Annotated in this window: 17 protein-coding genes; 12 read left to right on the plus strand and 5 right to left on the minus strand. The window is 64.4% G+C overall.

Annotation, left to right across the window (positions count from 1 at the left end):
* Positions 1-5 precede the first annotated feature (5 nt).
* The 4 genes from QD228_RS12080 to QD228_RS12095 all read left to right on the plus strand — a co-directional run bounded on the left by QD228_RS12080 (position 6) and on the right by QD228_RS12095 (position 5,532).
* A complete protein-coding gene (locus tag QD228_RS12080) occupies positions 6-377 on the plus strand; it encodes a diacylglycerol kinase (RefSeq protein WP_077378057.1) in 372 nt (123 codons plus the stop codon).
* 80 nt (positions 378-457) lie between these two features.
* Positions 458-3,547 carry a bifunctional [glutamate--ammonia ligase]-adenylyl-L-tyrosine phosphorylase/[glutamate--ammonia-ligase] adenylyltransferase gene (gene glnE, locus QD228_RS12085; RefSeq protein ID WP_279875685.1) on the plus strand — a complete coding sequence of 1,030 codons (3,090 nt, stop codon included), beginning with the start codon at positions 458-460 and terminating at the stop codon, positions 3,545-3,547.
* 148 nt (positions 3,548-3,695) lie between these two features.
* Positions 3,696-4,466, plus strand: a complete 771-nt coding sequence (locus tag QD228_RS12090; RefSeq protein WP_279875686.1) for a hypothetical protein — start codon at positions 3,696-3,698, stop codon at positions 4,464-4,466.
* 166 nt (positions 4,467-4,632) lie between these two features.
* Positions 4,633-5,532: an ion transporter gene (locus QD228_RS12095; protein WP_077378068.1), complete on the plus strand. Its 900-nt coding sequence runs from the start codon at positions 4,633-4,635 to the stop codon at positions 5,530-5,532.
* A gap of 77 nt (positions 5,533-5,609) precedes the next feature.
* Here the strand turns inward: QD228_RS12095 and speD are convergent, their stop codons facing one another.
* The 4 genes from speD to QD228_RS12115 all read right to left on the minus strand — a co-directional run bounded on the left by speD (position 5,610) and on the right by QD228_RS12115 (position 9,313).
* Complete coding sequence (gene speD, locus QD228_RS12100) at positions 5,610-6,404, minus strand: adenosylmethionine decarboxylase (protein ID WP_077378071.1); 795 nt, start codon at positions 6,402-6,404, stop codon at positions 5,610-5,612.
* Between the two features lie 304 nt (positions 6,405-6,708).
* Positions 6,709-7,134, minus strand: coding sequence for an OsmC family protein (locus QD228_RS12105; protein ID WP_077378074.1), 426 nt, complete (start codon positions 7,132-7,134; stop codon positions 6,709-6,711).
* Between the two features lie 146 nt (positions 7,135-7,280).
* Positions 7,281-8,114: a nucleotidyltransferase family protein gene (locus QD228_RS12110; protein WP_279875687.1), complete on the minus strand. Its 834-nt coding sequence runs from the start codon at positions 8,112-8,114 to the stop codon at positions 7,281-7,283.
* The gene (locus tag QD228_RS12115; protein ID WP_279875688.1) at positions 8,114-9,313 is read right to left on the minus strand and encodes a phosphotransferase; all 1,200 of its coding nucleotides are present in this window, start codon (positions 9,311-9,313) and stop codon (positions 8,114-8,116) included. The genes QD228_RS12110 and QD228_RS12115 overlap by 1 nt, the downstream gene beginning before the upstream one ends.
* Before the next feature lie 171 nt (positions 9,314-9,484).
* Here QD228_RS12115 and QD228_RS12120 point away from each other — a divergent pair, with 171 nt between their 5' ends.
* From QD228_RS12120 to QD228_RS12155, 8 genes are all read left to right on the plus strand, one after another.
* Positions 9,485-12,058, plus strand: coding sequence for an LPS-assembly protein LptD (locus QD228_RS12120; protein WP_279875689.1), 2,574 nt, complete (start codon positions 9,485-9,487; stop codon positions 12,056-12,058).
* Between the two features lie 84 nt (positions 12,059-12,142).
* Entirely contained in the window at positions 12,143-13,426 is a 1,284-nt protein-coding gene (locus QD228_RS12125) for a peptidylprolyl isomerase (RefSeq protein WP_077378083.1), read from the plus strand.
* A gap of 7 nt (positions 13,427-13,433) precedes the next feature.
* Positions 13,434-14,432, plus strand: a complete 999-nt coding sequence (gene pdxA, locus QD228_RS12130) for a 4-hydroxythreonine-4-phosphate dehydrogenase PdxA (protein WP_084207861.1) — start codon at positions 13,434-13,436, stop codon at positions 14,430-14,432.
* A gap of 210 nt (positions 14,433-14,642) precedes the next feature.
* Positions 14,643-15,551: a 16S rRNA (adenine(1518)-N(6)/adenine(1519)-N(6))-dimethyltransferase RsmA gene (gene rsmA, locus QD228_RS12135; protein ID WP_077378089.1), complete on the plus strand. Its 909-nt coding sequence runs from the start codon at positions 14,643-14,645 to the stop codon at positions 15,549-15,551.
* Complete coding sequence (gene apaG, locus QD228_RS12140) at positions 15,548-15,928, plus strand: Co2+/Mg2+ efflux protein ApaG (protein ID WP_077378092.1); 381 nt, start codon at positions 15,548-15,550, stop codon at positions 15,926-15,928. The genes rsmA and apaG overlap by 4 nt, the downstream gene beginning before the upstream one ends.
* Positions 15,929-16,043: 115 nt before the next feature.
* Positions 16,044-16,886: a symmetrical bis(5'-nucleosyl)-tetraphosphatase gene (locus QD228_RS12145; protein WP_141392525.1), complete on the plus strand. Its 843-nt coding sequence runs from the start codon at positions 16,044-16,046 to the stop codon at positions 16,884-16,886.
* 67 nt (positions 16,887-16,953) lie between these two features.
* Positions 16,954-17,280 carry a thiosulfate sulfurtransferase GlpE gene (gene glpE / locus QD228_RS12150; protein ID WP_077378098.1) on the plus strand — a complete coding sequence of 109 codons (327 nt, stop codon included), beginning with the start codon at positions 16,954-16,956 and terminating at the stop codon, positions 17,278-17,280.
* 48 nt (positions 17,281-17,328) lie between these two features.
* Positions 17,329-18,573: a polynucleotide adenylyltransferase gene (locus QD228_RS12155; RefSeq protein WP_279855963.1), complete on the plus strand. Its 1,245-nt coding sequence runs from the start codon at positions 17,329-17,331 to the stop codon at positions 18,571-18,573.
* Between the two features lie 46 nt (positions 18,574-18,619).
* On the opposite strand, the gene QD228_RS12160 is transcribed toward QD228_RS12155, so the two are convergent.
* Complete coding sequence (locus QD228_RS12160; RefSeq protein WP_279875690.1) at positions 18,620-19,300, minus strand: glycerol-3-phosphate acyltransferase; 681 nt, start codon at positions 19,298-19,300, stop codon at positions 18,620-18,622.
* Positions 19,301-19,345 lie beyond the last annotated feature (45 nt).

Raw genomic sequence — 19,345 nt, forward strand, 5'->3', positions numbered from 1 at the left:
CGAAGATGAAATCACGGCATACCGGCCTGACCCACCTCAAGCACTCCGCGCGTTACTCTCTCAAGGGGCTCAAGGCGGCCTGGCGCAATGAAGAAGCCTTCCGCCAGGAATTGATCCTGTGCGCGCTACTCTTGCCGTTCGCCTGGTGGATCGGGGAATCGCACATCGAGTGGCTGCTGCTGGTCGGCTCCATCCTGATCGTGTTGATGGTCGAGCTGCTCAATTCCGCGGTGGAGTGCGCGATCGATCGCATCGGCCCGGAGTTTCATGAACTGTCCGGGCGCGCCAAGGACATGGGCTCGGCAGCGGTGATGCTCGGTCTGATCTTCGCGGGCCTGACCTGGGGCACGCTGCTCTACGACAAGCTGTTCGGATAGGGCATATCGCCTGTGGGGCATGGCCGTGTCATGTCCCCTCTGCCTCCGTTATGCTGAAGGTCGGATCGAAGGAGACGACCATGCCCGACAACGCCCCCGCCTCATCACCTCACTCTTCCTGTCCGTCAGCGGTTTTCCCGCTGCCGGCAGACTTCCTGCCGCTGGAGGCGCTGCTCGGCCAGCAATCCGAGCACAGTCGCCAGACACTGGAGGAGGCTGCCGGCGCCGCACGGGAGCGTCTGAACGAGAGCCTGATGCAGGCCCGGAGTCTCAGCGAGATGCGCGGCGATGCCAGCTCGCCCGTGGCGACGTTTCTGGCGCTGGGGGCACAGCAACGTCTCGAGCTCGCCCGTCTGGTCACGCTGTCGGACTTCGCTCTCGATACCCTGTGCCGTCGCCCTGAACTTCTGGCCGAACTGATCGAGAGCGGCGAGCTTGAACGCGCCTTGCCGCCACGGGAATTGAGCGCACGGCTGGCGGAGGGGCTGTCGGCCGCCGAGGATGAAAAGGCGATGCAGCAGGTGCTGCGGCGTTTCCGCCAGCTGCGCATGCTGGGCATCATCTGGCGTGATCTCAATGGCACGGGCATGTGGGACACGGCGGGCGCGGTCTCGCGACTGGCCGAGGTCTCGCTTGAAGGTGCGCTGGGATGGCTGGAGGCCTTTCTTGAACCGCGCTATGGCCGCCCGGCAGCGGATCGCTTCGGAGAGCCGCAGCGGTTGGTGGTGCTCGGCATGGGCAAGCTGGGGGCCGGAGAGCTCAACCTGTCCTCCGATATCGACTTGATCTTCGCCTTCCCCGACAAGGGCGAGACGACGGGCGGACGCAAGTCGCTGGATCACCAGGAATATTTCACGCGCCTGGGCCAGAAGTTGATCGCGGCGCTGGATGCGATGACCGCCGATGGCTTCGTGTTCCGCGTCGACATGCGCCTGCGGCCGCTGGGGGACGGCGGCCCACTGGTGGGCAGCTTCTCGATGCTGGCCAGCTACTATCAGGATCAGGGGCGTGAATGGGAGCGCTACGCGATGCTCAAGGCGCGTCCAGTGGCCGGCAGCATCACCGCGGGCGAGCGACTGATCGCGCATCTGCGACCCTTCGTCTACCGCAAGTATCTGGACTTCGGCGCCATCGAATCCCTGCGCGAGATGAAGGGGATGATCAATCGCGAGGTCAAGCGCCGCGGGCTCTCTGACAACATCAAGCTGGGGTCCGGTGGCATTCGCGAAGTGGAATTCGTCGCCCAGGCCTTCCAGTTGATCCGCGGTGGCCGCGAGTCGGAACTGCAGGTCACCTCACTCAAGACAGCCTTCGCGCGACTGCCCGAGCTTGGCCTGCTGCCACAGGCGGTCGTGGATGAGCTGGTGCCGGATTACGTCTTCCTGCGTGATCTTGAGCATGCCCTGCAGGCGCAGGCCGACCGCCAGACCCAGACATTGCCGCTGGACCCGCTGGGGCGCGAGCGTCTCGCCCTGGCGATGCAGCTGCCGGACTGGGAGGCGCTCACCGAGCGACTCGAAGAGGTGCGCGCTCGCATCCGGCTGCACTTCGACAACGTGATCGCCGCGCCGGAAGACGAGGAAACCGAACCGCCCGAAGGGCAGCAGGCACTCGATGAGTGGCGTGCCCTGTGGCGTGATGAGCTGACGGTGGAAGAGGGTCGGGAGCTGCTCGCCGAAAGCGGATTCGAGGCACCCGACGAGAGTCTGCGGCGCCTGAACAGCCTGCGTCGCTCACGGGCAGTGCAGGGGATGCAGCGCATCGGTTTTGATCGTCTGGATGCCTTGATGCCCTCACTGCTGCAGGCGCTGGGCTCGGCGGCGGGCGATCCGGAAAAGCCCGGCGAGCATGATGCCAGTCGCGTGCTGGAGCGTGTGCTGCCGCTGATCGAGGCCGTGTTGCGTCGCACGGCCTACCTGGCGCTGCTGCGCGAGAATCCTGATGCACTGACGCAGTTGATGCGCCTGTGTGCGGCGAGCCCCTGGATTGCCGAGCAGCTGGCGCGCTATCCGGTGCTGCTGGACGAGCTGCTGCACCCGCACAATCTCTACTCGCCCGCCGACAAGGTGCGTCTGGCCGATGAGCTGCGCATCGCGCTGTCACGCATCCCCGAAGATGATGAAGAGGCGTTGCTCGAGGCGCTGCGCGTCTTCCGGCACGCCCAGGTGCTGCACGTCGCGGCCTCCGACATCGCGGGGGCGCGCCCGCTGATGAAGGTGAGCGATTATCTGACCTTCATCGCCGAGGTGATCCTCGAGCAGGTGCTGGCGATGGCCTGGAAGACCCTGACCCGCAAGCACGGCTTTCCGCTGGGGCGGGATGGCCAGCCGATCACCGGGGACAGTCTGAGCGGCTGCTTCGTGATCGTCGGCTACGGCAAGCTGGGGGGCATTGAGCTGGGCTATGGCTCGGATCTGGATCTGGTCTTCCTGCACGATGCCGCCAGCAAGGGCCAGACGGATGGCCCGCGCCCCCTCGACAACCCGCTGTTCTTCACCCGGCTGGGTCAGCGCATCATTCATCTGCTGACCGCGGTGACTCCGGCCGGTGCCCTCTACGAAGTCGACATGCGCCTGCGGCCTTCCGGCAACTCCGGACTGCTGGTCTCGAGCCTGGCTTCCTTCCGTGATTACCAGCTTTCCCAGGCCTGGACCTGGGAGCATCAGGCGCTGGTGCGGGCACGTGCCGTGGCGGGGGATCCGGCGCTGGCGCTGGCGTTTGAGCAGACACGTCGGGAGGTGCTGGGGCAGGCCCGAGAGGCCGATGCCCTGGGCAAGGAAGTCGTCGCCATGCGCCACAAGATGCGGGATCACCTGGGGAGTTCCGCCAAGGACCGGGATGCAGGCCAGTTCCACCTCAAGCAGGATGCGGGAGGCATCGTCGATATCGAGTTTCTGGCCCAGTACTGCGTGTTGTCGATGAGCCATCAGGAGCCTGAGCTTCTGAGATGGAGTGACAACATGCGACTGCTCGAGACGCTGGAGGCCTGTGGGCGCCTGCCGGGTGAACAGGCCAGTGAGCTGCGCGAGGCCTATCTGGCCTATCGCAATACCAGCCACCGCCTCGCGCTGGAAAAGCGTGGCAGCCTCATCAATCTCGAGCAGGTGCCGCTCATCGCCATGCACCGCGAGCGTGTCATCACCATCTGGCAATCCTTGCTGGGGGAGTGATCTTGACTCAGACATTTCGTGTCCGGCTCAGGCATTCCCTGTCCCGATGACTCGCACGGCGTGATTAAACGCCATATCAATGCTCGCAATCCCCTGTCGCCATCCCCAAGAAAGGGAGCACCAGACAACGTTGACAGGGGAGGTCAGCATGATGGAGTGGATCGCGAATCACTCGAAAACCATCTCGGCGATTGCCAGTATCGGCTCGTTCTTCATCTGGCTGGTCTACGCACAGCTGCTGTATCACAACTTCCGTCGCCAGCGGCGCCCGCGCGTGCTGATCAATCGCGGCAAGTCCAAGGGGATCGACAGCCTGTGCATCGTCAGCAACATGAGTGCCGAATCGATCTTCATCGAGCACATCATCGCCCGGCTGGATACCAGTCATGGCAGCCTGCTGATGGATGTCACCGAGTTCGAACGCAGCTATCAGGAAGGTGACGAGCAGAGTGGCAATCAGCAGGATGGCGACAGCGAGCAGTCCGCGAAGGAGGCTTCCAGCAGCAGTGAATGGCGTATCTCCGATACCACGCGTCAGGGGCCGCTGGGCTCGGGCGACTTCCTGCATATCGGGACGTTCTCTGAAGTCATCGAGCGCATGGCGCGCCGCAATGGCATCTCGCTCGACGGTCACTGGCCCAGCAATGAGCAGCTGAAATTCCAGCGCCTGACGCTGCGCATCATCGGCATCTATGGCAGTGAGGACCACCCGATCGGCGTCGAGCGTGCCTTCCGTCTGCACGATGCCAATGGAGAATGTGCGCTGGTACCGGAGCGCTGGGATTCCAATCGCCTGTCATCACGCCGTCAGCGTCACAAGTTGCGCAAGCTTCTGAATCGCATCAGTGGGGAAGACATCAGCGAGCAGTCTACCTTCCAGCCTCCGAGTGACGACGAGTCGCGCGACAAGACGTCATGAGCGCGGGCGCATGAGGCTAACGCATGAACCACCGGACGCATGAACTACCGGACGCATGAAGCTCCGGTCGCATGAATCATCGCAAGCACGACAGCGGTGTCTTCACACTGTCAGGGCGTCGAGGATGGGGTAGGCTTTCCTGAGCCCCATTTACGGAGATCCTCGGATGCAGGAACGCGTCACGCCCTTTCAGCTGTTCATTCTGGTGCTGTCACTGTATGTCATCGGTGCGATGGTCGTGGATCTGATCTTCGAACTGTCGCCTCCGGTCCAGCGACTGCTGCAGTACATGGACTACGTGGTCTGCCTGTTCTTCTTCGTCGATTTCTGCAAGCGGTTCGCCAGTGCGAAGAGCAAGCGCGAGTACATGAAGTGGGGCTGGATCGACCTGCTGGCCTGTATTCCGGCAGGCCTCTTCCAGGGGGCGAGGCTGTTTCGCGTGGTGCAGATACTGCGGGTGCTGCGCGCCATCAAGTCGATGGAGATGATCTGGAAGCTGCTGTTCCGCAATCGCGCCGAGGGGGTGTTCGCCTCTGCGGCCACTGCCACGGTGCTGCTGGTGGTCTTCGGCGCACTCACCATGCTGATGGTGGAGACTCCCAACCCCGACAGCCCCATCAACACTGCCGAGGAGGCGCTGTGGTGGGCCGTCGTGACGGTGACCACCGTCGGCTATGGGGACTATTATCCCATCACCACCCTGGGGCGGGTCGTGGCCGTGCTGTTGATGGTGGGAGGCGTGGGGCTGTTCGGGAGCTTCGCGGCCTACATCAGTTCGATCTTCATCGAGGATGACAGTGAGCAGGAGGCGCGCGCGGCGCGTGCCCAGCGCGACATGACCCGCGCGCTCTATCACCAGATCAGCGAGCTGACGACCGAGGTGCGTGAATTGCGCACCCGGCTTGATGAAGTGGCGGTGATGCAGGGGGAGTCGCTGGCGGAGCGCGAACAGCGCCGTGAGGCGCTCCAGCGTGAGGTCAATGACGAGATGGCCCGGCGTCTGGACGAGGCCGGCACCACTGCGCCGCAACGCAAGACGGACCCCGGGCCTGACGGAAAGCGTTGAGTCGTGGTCGGGCCAGAAAAAAGCCCCTGACACCCAAAGGTGTCAGGGGCTTTTGCATGCCTCGAGGCGTGCCCGGCTCAGTCGAAGTTGCGCGAGTAGAAGATCTCGAGCATTTCGCGACGCAGACGGCTTTCGATGTTGGTGGCTTCCTCGAAGGTCAGCTCGCGACGCGAGGTGCCGAAGAGGTAGTTGTCCAGCTCGAAGTCCTTGAGCAGCATCTTGGTGTGGAACATGTTTTCCTGATACACGTTCACATCGACCATCTGGTAGGCACACTTGGTGTCTTCCGCCAGGTAATCCTGGATCGAGGTGATGTCGTGATCGATGAACAGCTTCTTGCCATCCACGTCGCGGGTGAAGCCGCGCACGCGGTAATCCATGGTCACGATGTCGGAGTCGAAACTGTGGATCAGGTAGTTCAGCGCCTTCAGCGGGCTGATCATGCCACAGGTCGAGACATCGATATCCAGACGGAAGGTGCTGATGCCGTTGTCCGGGTGGGACTCAGGGTAGGTGTGCACCGTGACGTGTGACTTGTCCAGATGGCCGACGACCGTCTCGGGCAGCGGGCCAGGACCCGGCTCCGTCTGGGCGGGGTCCGTCTCTTCCAGCTCATGCTCGGCGATCAGGATGGTCACGCTGGCACCATGCGGCTCGTAGTCCTGACGCGCGATGTTCAGCACGTGGGCACCAATGATGTTGGTGACATCCTTGAGTATCTGGGTCAGACGCTCGGCGTTGTAGAGTTCATCGATATAATCGATATACGCCGTACGCTGTTCTTCGGTCTGCGCGTAGCAGATGTCGTAGATATTGAAGCTCAACGAACTGGTGAGGTTGTTGAACCCGTGAAGGCGGAGTTGATCGCTCACGTCCAGGCCTCCTTGAGATGGGAGGGTGGTATGACATCCGATGCCTCTATCACGCCCGTGTGGCGTTGCCATCCAGGGGTGAACATCGGGCCGAAGAAGGTGTCCTGCGGCGCTCGTTTCGTGGCCGATGGCCGAGGAGCGACCGGGAAGACAACCGGTTTGAGGGGCGTATTATGCACAGGCAGGGCTGACACGCCAGCGTCAATTCCCGTCGAGCGTCGCTCGCTGGCGTGAGCCCCCCTCTGCCACCCGCCGTCAGATCGCTCATGGCGGCGGGTGGCAGAGGGGGAGTGCCGGGAGATGATCAGGCGGCGCTGTCGATGACTTCGTAGGAGTGCGTGATCTCGACGCCACCGGCGCTGAGCATCAATGACGCGCTGCAGTACTTTTCGGCGGACAGCTCCACGGCGCGTTTTACCTGTGCTTCCTTGAGGTTGTAGCCCGTGACCACGAAGTTGACGTGAATGCTGGTGAAGACGCTGGGCACGCCATCGGCGCGCTCGGCCGTGAGGTCTGCGCGGCAGTCCGTGACCTGTTGGCGGGCCTTCTCGAGAATCTGGATGACGTCAAAGCTGGTGCAGCCGCCCAGCCCCATCAGCAGCATCTCCATCGGGCGCGGGCCGGTGTTGCGTCCGCCATTTTCCGGATTGCCATCCATGACGACGCTGTGGCCGCTGCCGGATTCCGCGAGGAACTGGCGACCATCGGTCCACTTGATGCTGGTGTTCATTGCCATGACGAATTCTCTCCCTTCGGTGAATCAATGAGTCAGTGAGGTGCACCGGTGCGCAGGCGGGACCGCACGAAGGCGCACAGAATAGCATTGCCGCGCCCGCGGCCGGAGGAACGTCCGGCGCTGAGCTTATGCCTGCGAGCTCATGCCTTTGGATGTGCCGGGCGATCGCTGAGCAGCCTGTCCAGCTCGTCCAGTCTTTCCGGCGTTCCGACGTCGATCCATTCGCCACGGTGATGCAGTCCGCGTGCCTCCCCGCGCTGCATGGCATCGCGCAGCAGCGGTGCCAGCTTGAACACGCCATCACCCTCTCGCAGAGCCGGCGTCTCGTGCAGGGCGCGCCGGATCAGGCGTGGGGACAGCCATGACACGCCGGAGAAGGTCAGGCGGTCTGCGTTGTCCATGCGCTCGTCCGTTCCATTCACGGGGTCGTCGCGCACTTCGCCATCCTGCATCAGCAGGAAGTCGCCGCTCGGATGGTGTGGCGGGTTGTCCACCAGTACCAGGCCCGCCAACGGCCTTGGCGGCAGGCACTGAGTCTGGCTGGCCAGTGCCTGAGCCATCAGCGCCCCGAGATCCACATCGCACCAGACATCACCATTGATCAGCAGGAAGGGTGTCTCGTCGGTATCATCGGCCGTCAAAGCGCCGGGCAGTGTCAGTGCGCGTGCGATGCCGCCACCGGTCTCCAGTGGCGTCGTCTCATGGGAGAACGTCAGCGTCAGTTCGCGCCCGCGACCCTGCCAGCGCGCCTGCAGCAAGCCGCAGGGAGAGCGAGCAGCGGCGAAATGCTCCAGGATCTTCTGCGCAAGATGGCCGACGTTGATGACGATGTCATCCACGCCTGCGGCTTCCAGCCTGAGCAGGTGATGCTCCAGCAGCGGGCGTCCTGCGACGTTCAGCAGCGGCTTGGGTGTGTGGTCAGTCAATGGACGCATGCGAGTCCCGAAGCCCGCGGCCAGAATCATCGCGCGCATCAGCCTTTCTCCTGCGTGACATCTGTCTGACGTGCCTCGGCGTTGCGCATCAGGCGTGCCGCGCGATCGGCCAGTGCAGCCAGCTCATCGTAGTCGTCAAGGTTGATCTCCGGCGTCTCGCCATTGGCCAGTCGCAGGCCTCGTGCCTCGCACTCGGAGGCCAGACGCAGTGACAGCGCCGGGGTCAGCACCTCATCCAGCCAGTGGGTGAAGGAGATCAGTTCGGGGCAGAAGGCCAGACCTTCACGCAGATGGCCGAGGAAGCGTGGCATCAGCGTCAGATAGCGTGGCTTGGCGTCGCGCAGGGTCAGACGCGCGAAGATGCCGAGAATCTTGAGATTGCGCTGCACCCCCATGCGCTCGACGCTCTGACGATACGCGAGCGGGCTGGGGGCCGGCAGGCCAGCGGCGTCATAGCGTGGCAGGGCGGCAAGGCGGGCCTGTTCGATCCAGCGCGCCATGGCGGGCTCCGGCCAGCGCCAGTGGCGGTCACGCAGCAGCGAGATCAGGTCGTAGTTCTCGGGACCGATGACGGCATCCTGGAAATCGATGATCCATAGTGCCTCCCGCGACTGGCCGGCATCGGCATGCAGGAACAGGTTCTGGGCATGGAAGTCGCGGTGCACGGTGACGAGAGGTTGCGCGCGCGCGGCCGTCAGCAGCTGTCCGCAGAGCGTTTCCCAGGCGGCGTAGCGGCGGTCATGTGGCATGTCGAGCAGCTGCTCCAGACACCATTCGGGGAAGAGGTCCATCTCGGCCTTGAGGCGCGCATCGTCATAGGCGGGCAGGTCGGCCAGCGGCAGTTCATGCAACTGCTCGAGCAGGCCGATGGCCTCGCCATAGTAGTGGTCGGCGTGTTCGGTGCTGGTCAGGGCCGTCATCAATGGCGTATCACCGAGATCCTCAAGCTCCAGAAAGCCTCGGGCGTCATCGAAGGCGAAGACCTCGGGCAGGGGCAGGCCGGCCTCTCGCCACTGGCGGGCGATGGCGACGAAGCCATGGCTGTCCTCCTTTTCCGGCGGTGCATCCATCAGGATGCGGGGCGACATGCCGGGGGCGCTCTCATCGAGATGCAGGCGGAAGTAGCGACGAAAGCTGGCGTCGTCGGCCACCGCGCTCATGCGGACGGTGTCGGGGGCGAGGTCGTGGCGTGCGGCAGCCCAGGCGTGGAGGGCCTGACGGCGGGCGTCGGATGTCATGGGGCGGGGCTCCTGTCGGCGGATACGGGGGCCGGCTGTCAGTTGACGCCTGTGCCGCGGCCCCGCATGCTGGGGTGTGGTGACCACAGGACAGGCGGAACCGGCAAGCAGGAAGGCCGGTTGCTGGGCCTGTATAATACCGATTCCCCCAGCCAAGGACACAGAGCAGCCATGGCCCAGCGCAGCCATTCAATACACACGGGCAAGCCGGTGTCCGCCCTCGGGCGGCCGCATCGTCGTCTTGCGTCTTCCACGACGGCGACGCGTCTCCCCGTCAGCCAGCCGGCGACATGGCGGCTCAAGCCGCTGGTGCTGCGTCTCCTGTGGACGCTGGCCCCGCTGGCCGCCGGCGCGCCGCTGATGGCGCAAGCCGCCCCGCCGGAGCCGCTGTCGGCAAGCCAGCTCGACTGGCAGCCTTATGATGAGGTGCCGCAGGGGCAGCTGTGCAGCGGTCGCTACGTGACACCGGCCTACCGGATCGATGCGGGCGACACGCCCGAGCAGGTCGCGACCTCCGCCGACAAGGCCAATTATGGCAATGACGGCGTCGCGACCCTGATGGGCGAGGTAGTGCTCAGACGGGGTGATTCCCAGCTGGAATCGCCTGAGGTCAGCGTCAACGAGGCGCGAGACACCGCGACGGCCAAGGGCCCGGTGACCTACCGTCAGCCCGGCGTGCTGCTGCGCGGAGATGATGCCCGCGTCTCGCTCAACAGCGACGCGGCCAGCGTCGACAATGGTCACTACGTCTTCCACAAGCAGCGTATCCGGGGGGATGCGGTGCAGTTGGCGCGTCTGGAAGATGGCCGTTATCGCCTGAAGGATGCCAGCTTCACCTCCTGTGAGCCGGGCAACAGCCTGTGGCGTCTGGTCGGCAGCGATATCACCATCGACCGGGAGTCCGGTTGGGGGGAGGCGACCCACGCGCGCATGGAAATGGGCGGCGTGCCGGTCTTCTATTGGCCCTATGTGCGTTTCCCGGTCGATGACCGCCGCCACACCGGGTTGCTGTGGCCGCAGCTCAGCTACACCAGCTCCAGCGGCTTCGATTATGCCCAGCCCATCTATCTGAACCTGGCCCCGAATTACGATGCCACCATCACGCCTCGCTACATTTCAGAGCGTGGTGAGATGCTGGAAGGTGAGTTCCGTTACCTGCTGCCGCGTGGCGACGAAGGCACGCTGGAAGGCGCCTGGTTGGCCGATGACGATGGCGGCAGTGATCCGGATGACGATGAAGAGGATCTCATCGGCGAGGATCGCTGGTACATCAATTACCAGCACTCTGGTCGCTATGACGCGCGCACGGCCTATCAGCTCAAGTATGGCGCGGCATCCGACGGCAATTACTTCGATGACTTCGGGCGCAACTTCGGCGAGACCGAGACGGACAGCCTCGAGCGTCTCGCGCGACTGAATTACCGTGGCGACGTCTGGGATCTCGAGTTCAAGGCGCAGGGGTATCAGCGGATGGACTTTCCGCTGGATGACGAGGACAAGCCGTTCTATCGCCTGCCGAGCCTGACTGCCAACGCGCGCTGGAGCCAGGCCAGCGGCTTCTATGAAGAATGGAATTCCAACGCCACCTACTTCTGGCGTGATGTGGACGAGACCGACACGGACATCGACGACGATGAAGCCGCCAACGGCACCCGTCTGCGTCTGGCGCCGGCCGTGGGCTGGCGCAGTGATCAGAGCTGGAGCTTCATCGAGCCGCGTGCCCAGCTGATCAGTCTGAGCTACGACCTGGACTACGGGGATCGCGAGACCGATCGTGACAGCAGTACCTCGGCGACCATTCCGGTGCTGTCACTGGACAGCGGCTTGATCTTCGACCGTGATACCGAGTGGTTCGGCGAAGGTTACAAGCAGACGCTGGAGCCGCGTCTGTACTACGCCTATGTCCCTGAGGTCGATCAGTCCGACTTCCCGGACTTCGACACCTCCGAGGATGCCTTCAGCTGGAATCAGCTGTGGTCTCCCTACCGCTTCAGCGGTGGCGACCGAGTGGGCGACACCAACAAGATCTCCTACGGCGTCTCCTCGCGCTTCATCAGTGACGAGAGCGGTCGTGAACGCCTCAAGCTGGGCGTTGGCCAGTCCAGCTACCTGTCGGACCGCAACATCGACATGGATGGGGATCCGGACAAGACGTCGCGCTCCGACTTCGACAGCTACTCCGATTACTATCGGGCGACGCGTGACCGCTCGCCGGTGGTCTTCCAGGCCGATGTGGTCCTCAACGACCAGTGGACCGCGTCCCAGGCCGTGTTCCAGGACTTCGATCGCGGTGTCACCGAAAGCGCCCAGACATCACTGCGTTATCGCGCCAAACAGGGCACGGTACTGAACTTTGGCTTCAATCGTGAGATCGAAGGGTTCGTGCCTTACGATGATGAGGACGATGAAGACGTGCTGGGCTATACCCGCAACGAGTGGGATTTCTCGTTCGCGACGCCGGTCAGCGCAAGCTGGTCGCTGCTGGGCCGCTATCAGTACGACAGCACCAATTCCCGCTCGCTGGAGAAGGTGCTGGGTGTCCAGTACAACGACTGCTGCTATGGCGTCCAGGTCACCTGGCGGGAATGGCAGGATGACAACGACACCGCCAATACCATCTCGGATGATGAAGAGAAGAACGGTATCTTCCTGACCTTCGAGTTCAAGGGACTGGGTGGCGTCGGCCAGAGCGCGGACAGCTATCTGGAGCAGGCGGTGCCGGGCTATCGCAACGCCGGTTTCTGACCCCCGGGATGCGTCACGCACGCTGACGACAGGGCGCCGCTGCAAGGCGGCGCCATCAACATTTTTACGTCGAGAGAACACCCGATGCGCAAGACCCTGATTGCCCCGCTGGGGCTGGCATTCGCGCTGGCAAGCCTGCCGGTGAGTGCCGCCGAGTTGCTCGACCGTGTGGTTGCCGTGGTCAACAAGGACGCCATCATGCAAAGCGACATGGAGCGGCGTGTCTCCCAGGCCAGCCAACAGCTGCAGAGTCGCGGTATCAACCTGCCGCCGCGCAATGTGCTGGAGCGCCAGGTGCTCGACCGCATGGTCAATGAGCAGATTCAGCTGCAGATGGCGGAGCAGGCCAATCTGAGCATCGATGACACCCAGCTCAATGCCACCCTGCGGGGAATCGCCAAGGACAATGGTCTGAGCCTGGAGGCCTTTGCCGACAAGCTCGAGCAGGATGGCATGTCGCTGGCCGATGTGCGTGATCAGGTGCGTCGTGAACTGCTGGTGCAACAGATCCAGCAGCGTCGCGTGGCCAGCAAGGTGCGCATCTCCGATCGCGAGATCGACCGGTATCTCAATCAGCAGGACGTCGGCAGTGATATCCAGTATCACCTGGCGCACCTGCTGGTCGCCCTGCCGCAGGAGCCGACACCGGCTCAGGTCAAGGCGGCGCGCGAGCGTGCCGATGGTCTGCGTCAGCAGATCGCCGATGGGACGGACTTCGCCCAGGTGGCAGCGGCGGAATCCGCTGGCAGCCAGGCGCTGAGTGGCGGGGATCTCGGCTGGCGCGCCGGCGGTGAGCTGCCGAGCGTATTCGCCGATGTGGTGCCGGACATGCAGGCAGGTGAGGTGTCCCAGCCGTTGCGCAGTGCCAGCGGCTATCACCTGGTCAAGCTGATCGAGAAGCGTGGCGCAGGCAAGTCATTGATTTCCCAGACTCAGGCGCGTCACATCCTGATCCAGCCCAACCCGAACATGAGTGATCAGCAGGCGCTTGAGCGTGCCGAGTCCATCCGCCGTCGCGTGCTGGGAGGCGAGGACTTCGCCGCGCTGGCCCAGGAGTTCAGCGACGACAAGGGCAGCTCTCTCAAGGGTGGCGAGCTGGGGTGGGTCAGCCCGGGGCAGACGGTGTCGTCCTTCGAGACTGCCATGAACGCCCTGAAGGTGGGGGAGGTCAGCCAGCCCATCAAGACGCGCTTCGGTTATCACATCATCGAGGTCGAGAATCGTCGTCAGCAGGATGTCACCAATTCCAGCCAGCGTGACAAGGTCCGCAAGACCCTGTTCCAGCGCAAGCTCAATGACGAACTGGAAGCCTGGCAGCAGCAGATCCGCGCCGAGGCCTATGTCGACAACCGCCTTGATGAGCAGTGAGCGCGCCATGTCGTCCGAGGTGATCGCGCTGACCGCCGGGGAGCCGGCGGGCATCGGTCCCGAGCTGCTGGTGATGCTGGCGGCTCAGGCCGAGGACTTCCCGGCGCAGCTGGTCGCGGTCGCCGATCCCGACCTGCTGGCCAGTCGTGCCCGGCTGCTGGGGCTTTCGCTTGAATTGCATGAGCTGAGCCCCGGCGACCCCCTGCCACCGGCCCGCAATGGTCATCTGGCCGTATGGCCGGTGCCGCTGGCGGTGCCCAGTGAGCCGGGGGTGATCGATGCGCGCAACGGTGATCATGTCCTGCAGATGCTCGACGTGGCCATCGCCGCCTGTCAGGCCGGACACGCCAGTGCCATGGTGACGGCGCCGCTGTCCAAGGCGGCCGTGATCGAGGCCGGCCACGCCGGTTTCACGGGGCATACCGAGTATCTGCGCGACGTCTGCGGTGTCGAGGAAGTGGTCATGATGCTGGCCTGCCCGGGACTGCGTGTCGCGCTGGCCACCACCCATCTGCCGCTGCGTGAGGTGGCTGACGCCATCACGCCGCAGGGGCTGACACGAGTGCTCACTATCCTGGCGGAAGATCTCAAACGCTACTTCGGGCGTGAGACGCCGCGCATCGCGGTGTGCGGACTCAACCCCCATGCCGGCGAAGGTGGGCATCTCGGCGTCGAGGAGATCGAGGTGATCTCACCGACGCTCGAGGCACTGCGCGCCACGGGCATGCAGCTGGCGGGGCCGCTGCCGGCAGATACCCTGTTCACGCCACGTCATCTCGATGGCGTGGATGCCGTGCTGGCGATGTATCACGATCAGGGGCTGCCGGTGCTCAAGTACGCCGGATTCGGTCAGGCGGCCAACATCACGCTGGGCCTGCCCATCGTGCGTACCTCGGTCGATCACGGTACCGCGCTGGATCTCGCGGGCACGGGTCGGGCCGATGTCGGAAGTCTCGTGCAGGCCGTGCAGGTGGCCATCGAGATGGCAGCCGCCGCGCGAGCCTGAGATAATCCCCCATCATCTGGCGTGGCCGTCCATGCGGCACGCCGAGCGCGCACCTCAAGCAGGCGTCGCCGCTACCCCAGTCATTCGACCATCCAGGATGGTCTCGCCGTCCTTTCCATGTCCCTCGATGCCTCTGCATCGATTCCACAGGTGAAGGATGGCGTCTTGTTGTCGGGAGTCCACAGGGCTCCCCGGAGGAAAGTCAGTCCCATGTCCCAACATTTCCCGGCGCATCGTGCGCGCAAGCGTTTCGGCCAGAACTTCCTGCAGGATCTTGGCGTCATCTCCCGTATCGTCAGGGCCATTCGTCCGGCAGAGGGGGAGCGGCTGGTCGAGATCGGTCCGGGGCAGGGGGCGCTGACCGGTCCGTTGCTGGAAGCGGCGGGCAAGCTGGAGGTCATCGAGCTGGACCGTGACCTGATCCCCGGGCTGCGCGTGCAGTTCTTCAACTATCCCGATTTCGTCATCCACGAGGGCGATGCCCTGCGCTTCGATTTTCCGGCGCTGGTGGGCGATGGCCCGGCACTGCGCGTGGTCGGCAACCTGCCGTACAACATCTCCACGCCACTGATCTTCCACCTGCTGGAAGCGCGTGGCGCGATTGCCGACATGCACTTCATGCTGCAGAAGGAAGTGGTCGAGCGTCTGGCGGCTGAGCCGGGTGGTACGGACTGGGGCCGTCTGTCGGTGATGACCCAGTATTACTGTGCGGTCGAGAACCTCTTCCTGGTGCCGCCCAGTGCCTTCTTCCCGGCGCCAAAGGTGGACTCGGCCATCGTGCGTCTGGTGCCGCATGCCGAGCTGCCGCATCCGGCGACTGACGAGAAGCTGCTGGCCATCATCGTGCGGGAAGCCTTCTCCCAGCGTCGCAAGACCCTGCGCAACAACTTCAAGGGGCGTATCGATGCCGAACAGCTGACGGCGCTGGGCATTGATCCCTCGCGTCGCCCGCAGACGCTGACGGTCGCGGAGCTGGTGATGATCACCAACCATCTGAGCGCCCAGGGCATGACCGCCAGCCAGGCGGACAGCGCGCCCCGCAAGCGCCCCCGCAGCAATGTCGGTCACGGTGAGGTCACGACCTCGCAGGCCGCCACTGACAGCGATCACGACGCATGAGCGGCGTGGCGGACATTCATGTCGACGCCGTACCGGAGTACTGCGCCGACGAGAGTCGTCCGAGCGAGAACCGCTTCGTGTTCCGCTACACCATCACGGTGCACAATGGCAGCGACGAGACGATCCAGCTGCTGGCGCGTTACTGGAAGATCACCCAGGGAAGCGGCAACGAGCAGGAAGTCCGCGGCAAGGGGGTGGTCGGCAAGCAGCCGCTGATCGCCCCGGGGGAAAGCTTCCGCTATACCTCGCGGGCCGTCCTCGACATGCCGGTCGGCGTGATGCAGGGGGCCTATACCTTCTCCGATGCCACCCATGCGCGCACCTTCGAAGTCGCCATCGCGCCATTTCGTCTGGCCGGGCCGCATCAGGTGCATTGATGCCTGCCGAGTCTCGGGCCAGGTCGGGACATGGCCCATTGGTCTGTCGCCGTCCTGAACGAAATCATCAGCAAGTCATTCACGTAGCAGGCCGCCAGGCGGCCGGGGGAGCAGCATGACGCAGTGGGCGATTGGCGATCTGCAGGGATGTCACGTTGAGTTCGAACGCCTGTTGCAGCGTCTGGAGTTCACGCCCGGACGTGATGTGATGTGGTTGGCCGGAGATCTGGTCAATCGCGGGCCGGGCTCGCTTGAATGCCTGCGCCATGCCAAGGCTCTCGGGGACAGTGCGCGCATCGTGCTGGGCAACCATGATCTGCATCTGCTGGCGGTCGCGCATGGCTTCGGGCGCCTCAAGCGTTCCGATACGCTTCAGCCCATTCTGGACGCGCCGGATCGCGACGAGCTGCTTGACTGGCTGCGTCGCCAGCCGTTGATGGTGGAAGAGACCATCGATGCGCGGCGCACGGTGATGACGCATGCCGGCGTTCTGCCCGGCTGGACCTTGAATCAGGCGGCAGCGCTGGCCCGCGAGGCGGAAGCTGCACTGGCGGGGGACGCCTATCGCGAGTTTCTCGGCGAGATGTATGGCGACACGCCCGATCTCTGGCGGGAGGATCTCAGCGGCATCGCGCGGCTGCGTTGCATCGTGAATGTCTTCACCCGCATGCGTTTCGTGGACCGCGAGGGTCGCATGGACTTTGCGGCCAAGGAGGGGCTGGATTCCGCGCCCGAGGGCTATCGTCCCTGGTTCCAGTTTCCGCGTCCCGAGGGGGCCTGGGATGACTCTCCGCGCCTGCTGTTCGGCCATTGGGCGGCGCTGGAAGGCGAGACTCCAGCGGCGCGCCAGGATGTCGCGGCACTGGATACCGGCTGTGTATGGGGTGGCGGGCTGACAGCGCTCGATCTCGAGACGGGGCAGCGCGTGTTCGAACCGGCGGTGACATCGCGCGACTGACTCTGCAAGGCGCCTCCCCTGCGCGGCGCACGTCCATTTTCCTGTCCCTATCTTCAGCGGAGTTCCCATGAGTTTCGAACATCTTGATCTGGCGTCACTGGCGCAATGGCGCGACGGCGAACAACCCTTCGTGCTGCTGGACATCCGTGATCCGCTCAGCTTCACCCAGGGGCGCATTCCCGGCAGCCGGCATCTGGACAACGCCAGTGCGGGGGCGATCCTGGAAGAGACACCTCGCGACACACCGCTGGTAGTGGTGTGCTATCACGGGCACTCCAGTCAGCAGGCAGCGGCCTGGCTTGCCGGGCAGGGCTTCGAGAAGGTCTACTCTCTCGATGGCGGTTTCACCCAGTATCAGCTCACCCATGGCGACGATGTCGAAAGCGGTAGCTGATCCCACCTTTGCCTGATTGTCTCATCTCCCTTCTGCCAAGGAGTCCCCATGACTCGTAGTGCCCCTCATCGACTTGATGCGTCATCGGACCGCCTGCTGCAAGGGCTCGAGGTCTATCGGGTGGGGGGCGCCGTGCGCGATGCGCGCCTGGGCTGGCCATGGCATGAGTGCGATTTCGTAGTGGTGGGCGCGACGGTCGAGGACATGCAGGCGCGTGGTTTCCGCCCGGTGGGGCGCGACTTTCCGGTCTTCCTGCACCCGCAGACGCAGGAGGAATATGCGCTGGCACGCACCGAGCGCAAGTCCGGACATGGCTACGTTGGCTTCACCGTGCATGCCAGCCCCGACGTGACCCTGGAAGAGGATCTCGTGCGTCGTGATCTGACCATCAATGCCATGGCCGAGCCGCTGGACAGTCCGCCCGGCGAGGGCGAACTGGTGGACCCCTACGGCGGACTTGCGGATCTCGAGGCACGACTGTTGCGCCACGTCTCCGACGCCTTCAGTGAAGACCCGCTACGCGTGCTGCGCGTGGCACGCTTCCTGGCACGTTATCAGGGGCTGGGTTTCACGGTCGCCGAGGAGACTCGCGCGTTGATGCAGGGGATGGTCGAGAGCGGCGAAGTCTCGCATCTGGTCGCTGAGCGTGTCTGGAAGGAAACCGAGAAGGCGCTGGGGGAAGCCAGTCCTGAGGCCTACTTCCAGCTGCTGGATGAGCTGGGTGCCCTGAGCGTGCTGATGCCGGCACTGGCGAGGGAGGCCCGTGCGCTTGAGTCAGCGCTGGAGCGGCTGGATCGCCTGCCGCGACAGCTGGTCGATGAGGCGGAGATGGTCTGCTGGCGCATGGCACGGCTGGTGGAGCACCTGTCGCGTGAGGAGATCGATACCCTGGCGCAGGAGCTGCGTCTGCCCAGTGCCGTGCGCGATGCGGCTCAGCAGGCGCGTCTGTGCCGAGAGCTGAATGATGCGTCGCATCGAGAGGGTGGCGTGCAGGCGGAAGATCTCAAGGTCTGGCTGGATGGCGTCGATGCGTGGCGTCGTGGTGAGCGTCAGTCGGTGCTGGTGGCCTTGCTGGCAGTGGAAGACAAGGGGCTGGCGCGGCTGGGCAATGCCGCCTGGCAGGCCGCGACGGCGGTCTCGCCGCAATCCCTGGTCGCTCAGGGGCTCAAGGGTGCCGAGATCGGGCGGGCGATGGGCGAGCAGCGTCAGCAGGCGATTGCCGAGGCGTTGCGTGAGTGGCGAGCCACGCCAGAGGTCCATGCGCCGCACTGTGGTTGTGGCCACGCTCACTGAGAGGACGATGCACGCAGAGGCAAGGGTCGGGCTGCGGAGTGAGGGTCTACAGGCGCGGTTCGCTGCCATCGCTCAGGCGGCGCAGATTGAGCGCGTGACGCACCACGATCAGACTGGCGAAGACGAGTATCACGCCGCTCATTTCCGGCGCCAGCCACAGGCTGAAGAGCGGGGCGGCAAGCCCTGAGACGAGTGAGGCAATGGCGGCGGTGCGCAGGCGCCACGCCAGTCCGATCCACAGGGCGGCACAGCTCAGGGCCACGCCCGGCGCCAGCATCAACAGCACGCCGAAGGCGGCAGCGACAGCCTTGCCGCCTCGATGTCCGCGATGCCATAGCGGCAGGCTGTGGCCGATCAGCACCGCCAGTCCGATCAGTCCCAGCGCCCAGGCGGGCAGGGCGATCTCGCCACCCAGCCACAGGGCAGGCATGCCCTTGGTGGCATCGAAGGTCAGGACCAGCGCGGCAGGCATGGCACCGTGCAGTCGCAGTACATTCGAGAAGCCCGGATTGAAGGAGCCGGCCAGCCGCGGGTCGGTCAGGCCCAGGCGCTGGCAGATCCACACCGCTCCCAGAACCGACCCTCCCCCATAGGCCAGTGCCAGCAGCAGGCTCAGCTGCTGCCAGTGTGCCAGCGTGGCCACCCAGCCGATGATGTCGCTCAGCATGCCTCCCCCGCACATGACCCGCTGCGCGCCGTCAGCCATGTCGCTTGCGGACAGGCGCATCGCGCGGCTCGGTTTGGCCAAGCAGGGGCCGGGTGCAGTAGAATC

Source organism: Cobetia sp. 3AK, from assembly GCF_029846335.1.
In the GTDB taxonomy this organism is placed as follows: Bacteria; Pseudomonadota; Gammaproteobacteria; order Pseudomonadales; family Halomonadaceae; genus Cobetia; species Cobetia marina.

Excerpts from the sequence above, each read along its gene's own strand:
- QD228_RS12095 (WP_077378068.1), top strand. The coding sequence starts at position 4,633 with ATGCAGGAACGCGTCACGCCCTTTCAGCTGTTCATTCTGGTGCTGTCA.
- apaG (WP_077378092.1), top strand. The coding sequence starts at position 15,548 with ATGAGCGGCGTGGCGGACATTCATGTCGACGCCGTACCGGAGTACTGC.
- QD228_RS12080 (WP_077378057.1), top strand. The coding sequence starts at position 6 with ATGAAATCACGGCATACCGGCCTGACCCACCTCAAGCACTCCGCGCGT.
- QD228_RS12120 (WP_279875689.1), top strand. The coding sequence starts at position 9,485 with ATGGCCCAGCGCAGCCATTCAATACACACGGGCAAGCCGGTGTCCGCC.
- pdxA (WP_084207861.1), top strand. The coding sequence starts at position 13,434 with ATGTCGTCCGAGGTGATCGCGCTGACCGCCGGGGAGCCGGCGGGCATC.
- QD228_RS12155 (WP_279855963.1), top strand. The coding sequence starts at position 17,329 with ATGACTCGTAGTGCCCCTCATCGACTTGATGCGTCATCGGACCGCCTG.
- QD228_RS12160 (WP_279875690.1), bottom strand. The coding sequence starts at position 19,300 with ATGCGCCTGTCCGCAAGCGACATGGCTGACGGCGCGCAGCGGGTCATG.
- rsmA (WP_077378089.1), top strand. The coding sequence starts at position 14,643 with ATGTCCCAACATTTCCCGGCGCATCGTGCGCGCAAGCGTTTCGGCCAG.
- QD228_RS12110 (WP_279875687.1), bottom strand. The coding sequence starts at position 8,114 with ATGCGCGCGATGATTCTGGCCGCGGGCTTCGGGACTCGCATGCGTCCA.
- glpE (WP_077378098.1), top strand. The coding sequence starts at position 16,954 with ATGAGTTTCGAACATCTTGATCTGGCGTCACTGGCGCAATGGCGCGAC.
- QD228_RS12105 (WP_077378074.1), bottom strand. The coding sequence starts at position 7,134 with ATGAACACCAGCATCAAGTGGACCGATGGTCGCCAGTTCCTCGCGGAA.
- QD228_RS12145 (WP_141392525.1), top strand. The coding sequence starts at position 16,044 with ATGACGCAGTGGGCGATTGGCGATCTGCAGGGATGTCACGTTGAGTTC.
- QD228_RS12125 (WP_077378083.1), top strand. The coding sequence starts at position 12,143 with ATGCGCAAGACCCTGATTGCCCCGCTGGGGCTGGCATTCGCGCTGGCA.
- QD228_RS12090 (WP_279875686.1), top strand. The coding sequence starts at position 3,696 with ATGATGGAGTGGATCGCGAATCACTCGAAAACCATCTCGGCGATTGCC.
- QD228_RS12115 (WP_279875688.1), bottom strand. The coding sequence starts at position 9,313 with ATGACATCCGACGCCCGCCGTCAGGCCCTCCACGCCTGGGCTGCCGCA.
- glnE (WP_279875685.1), top strand. The coding sequence starts at position 458 with ATGCCCGACAACGCCCCCGCCTCATCACCTCACTCTTCCTGTCCGTCA.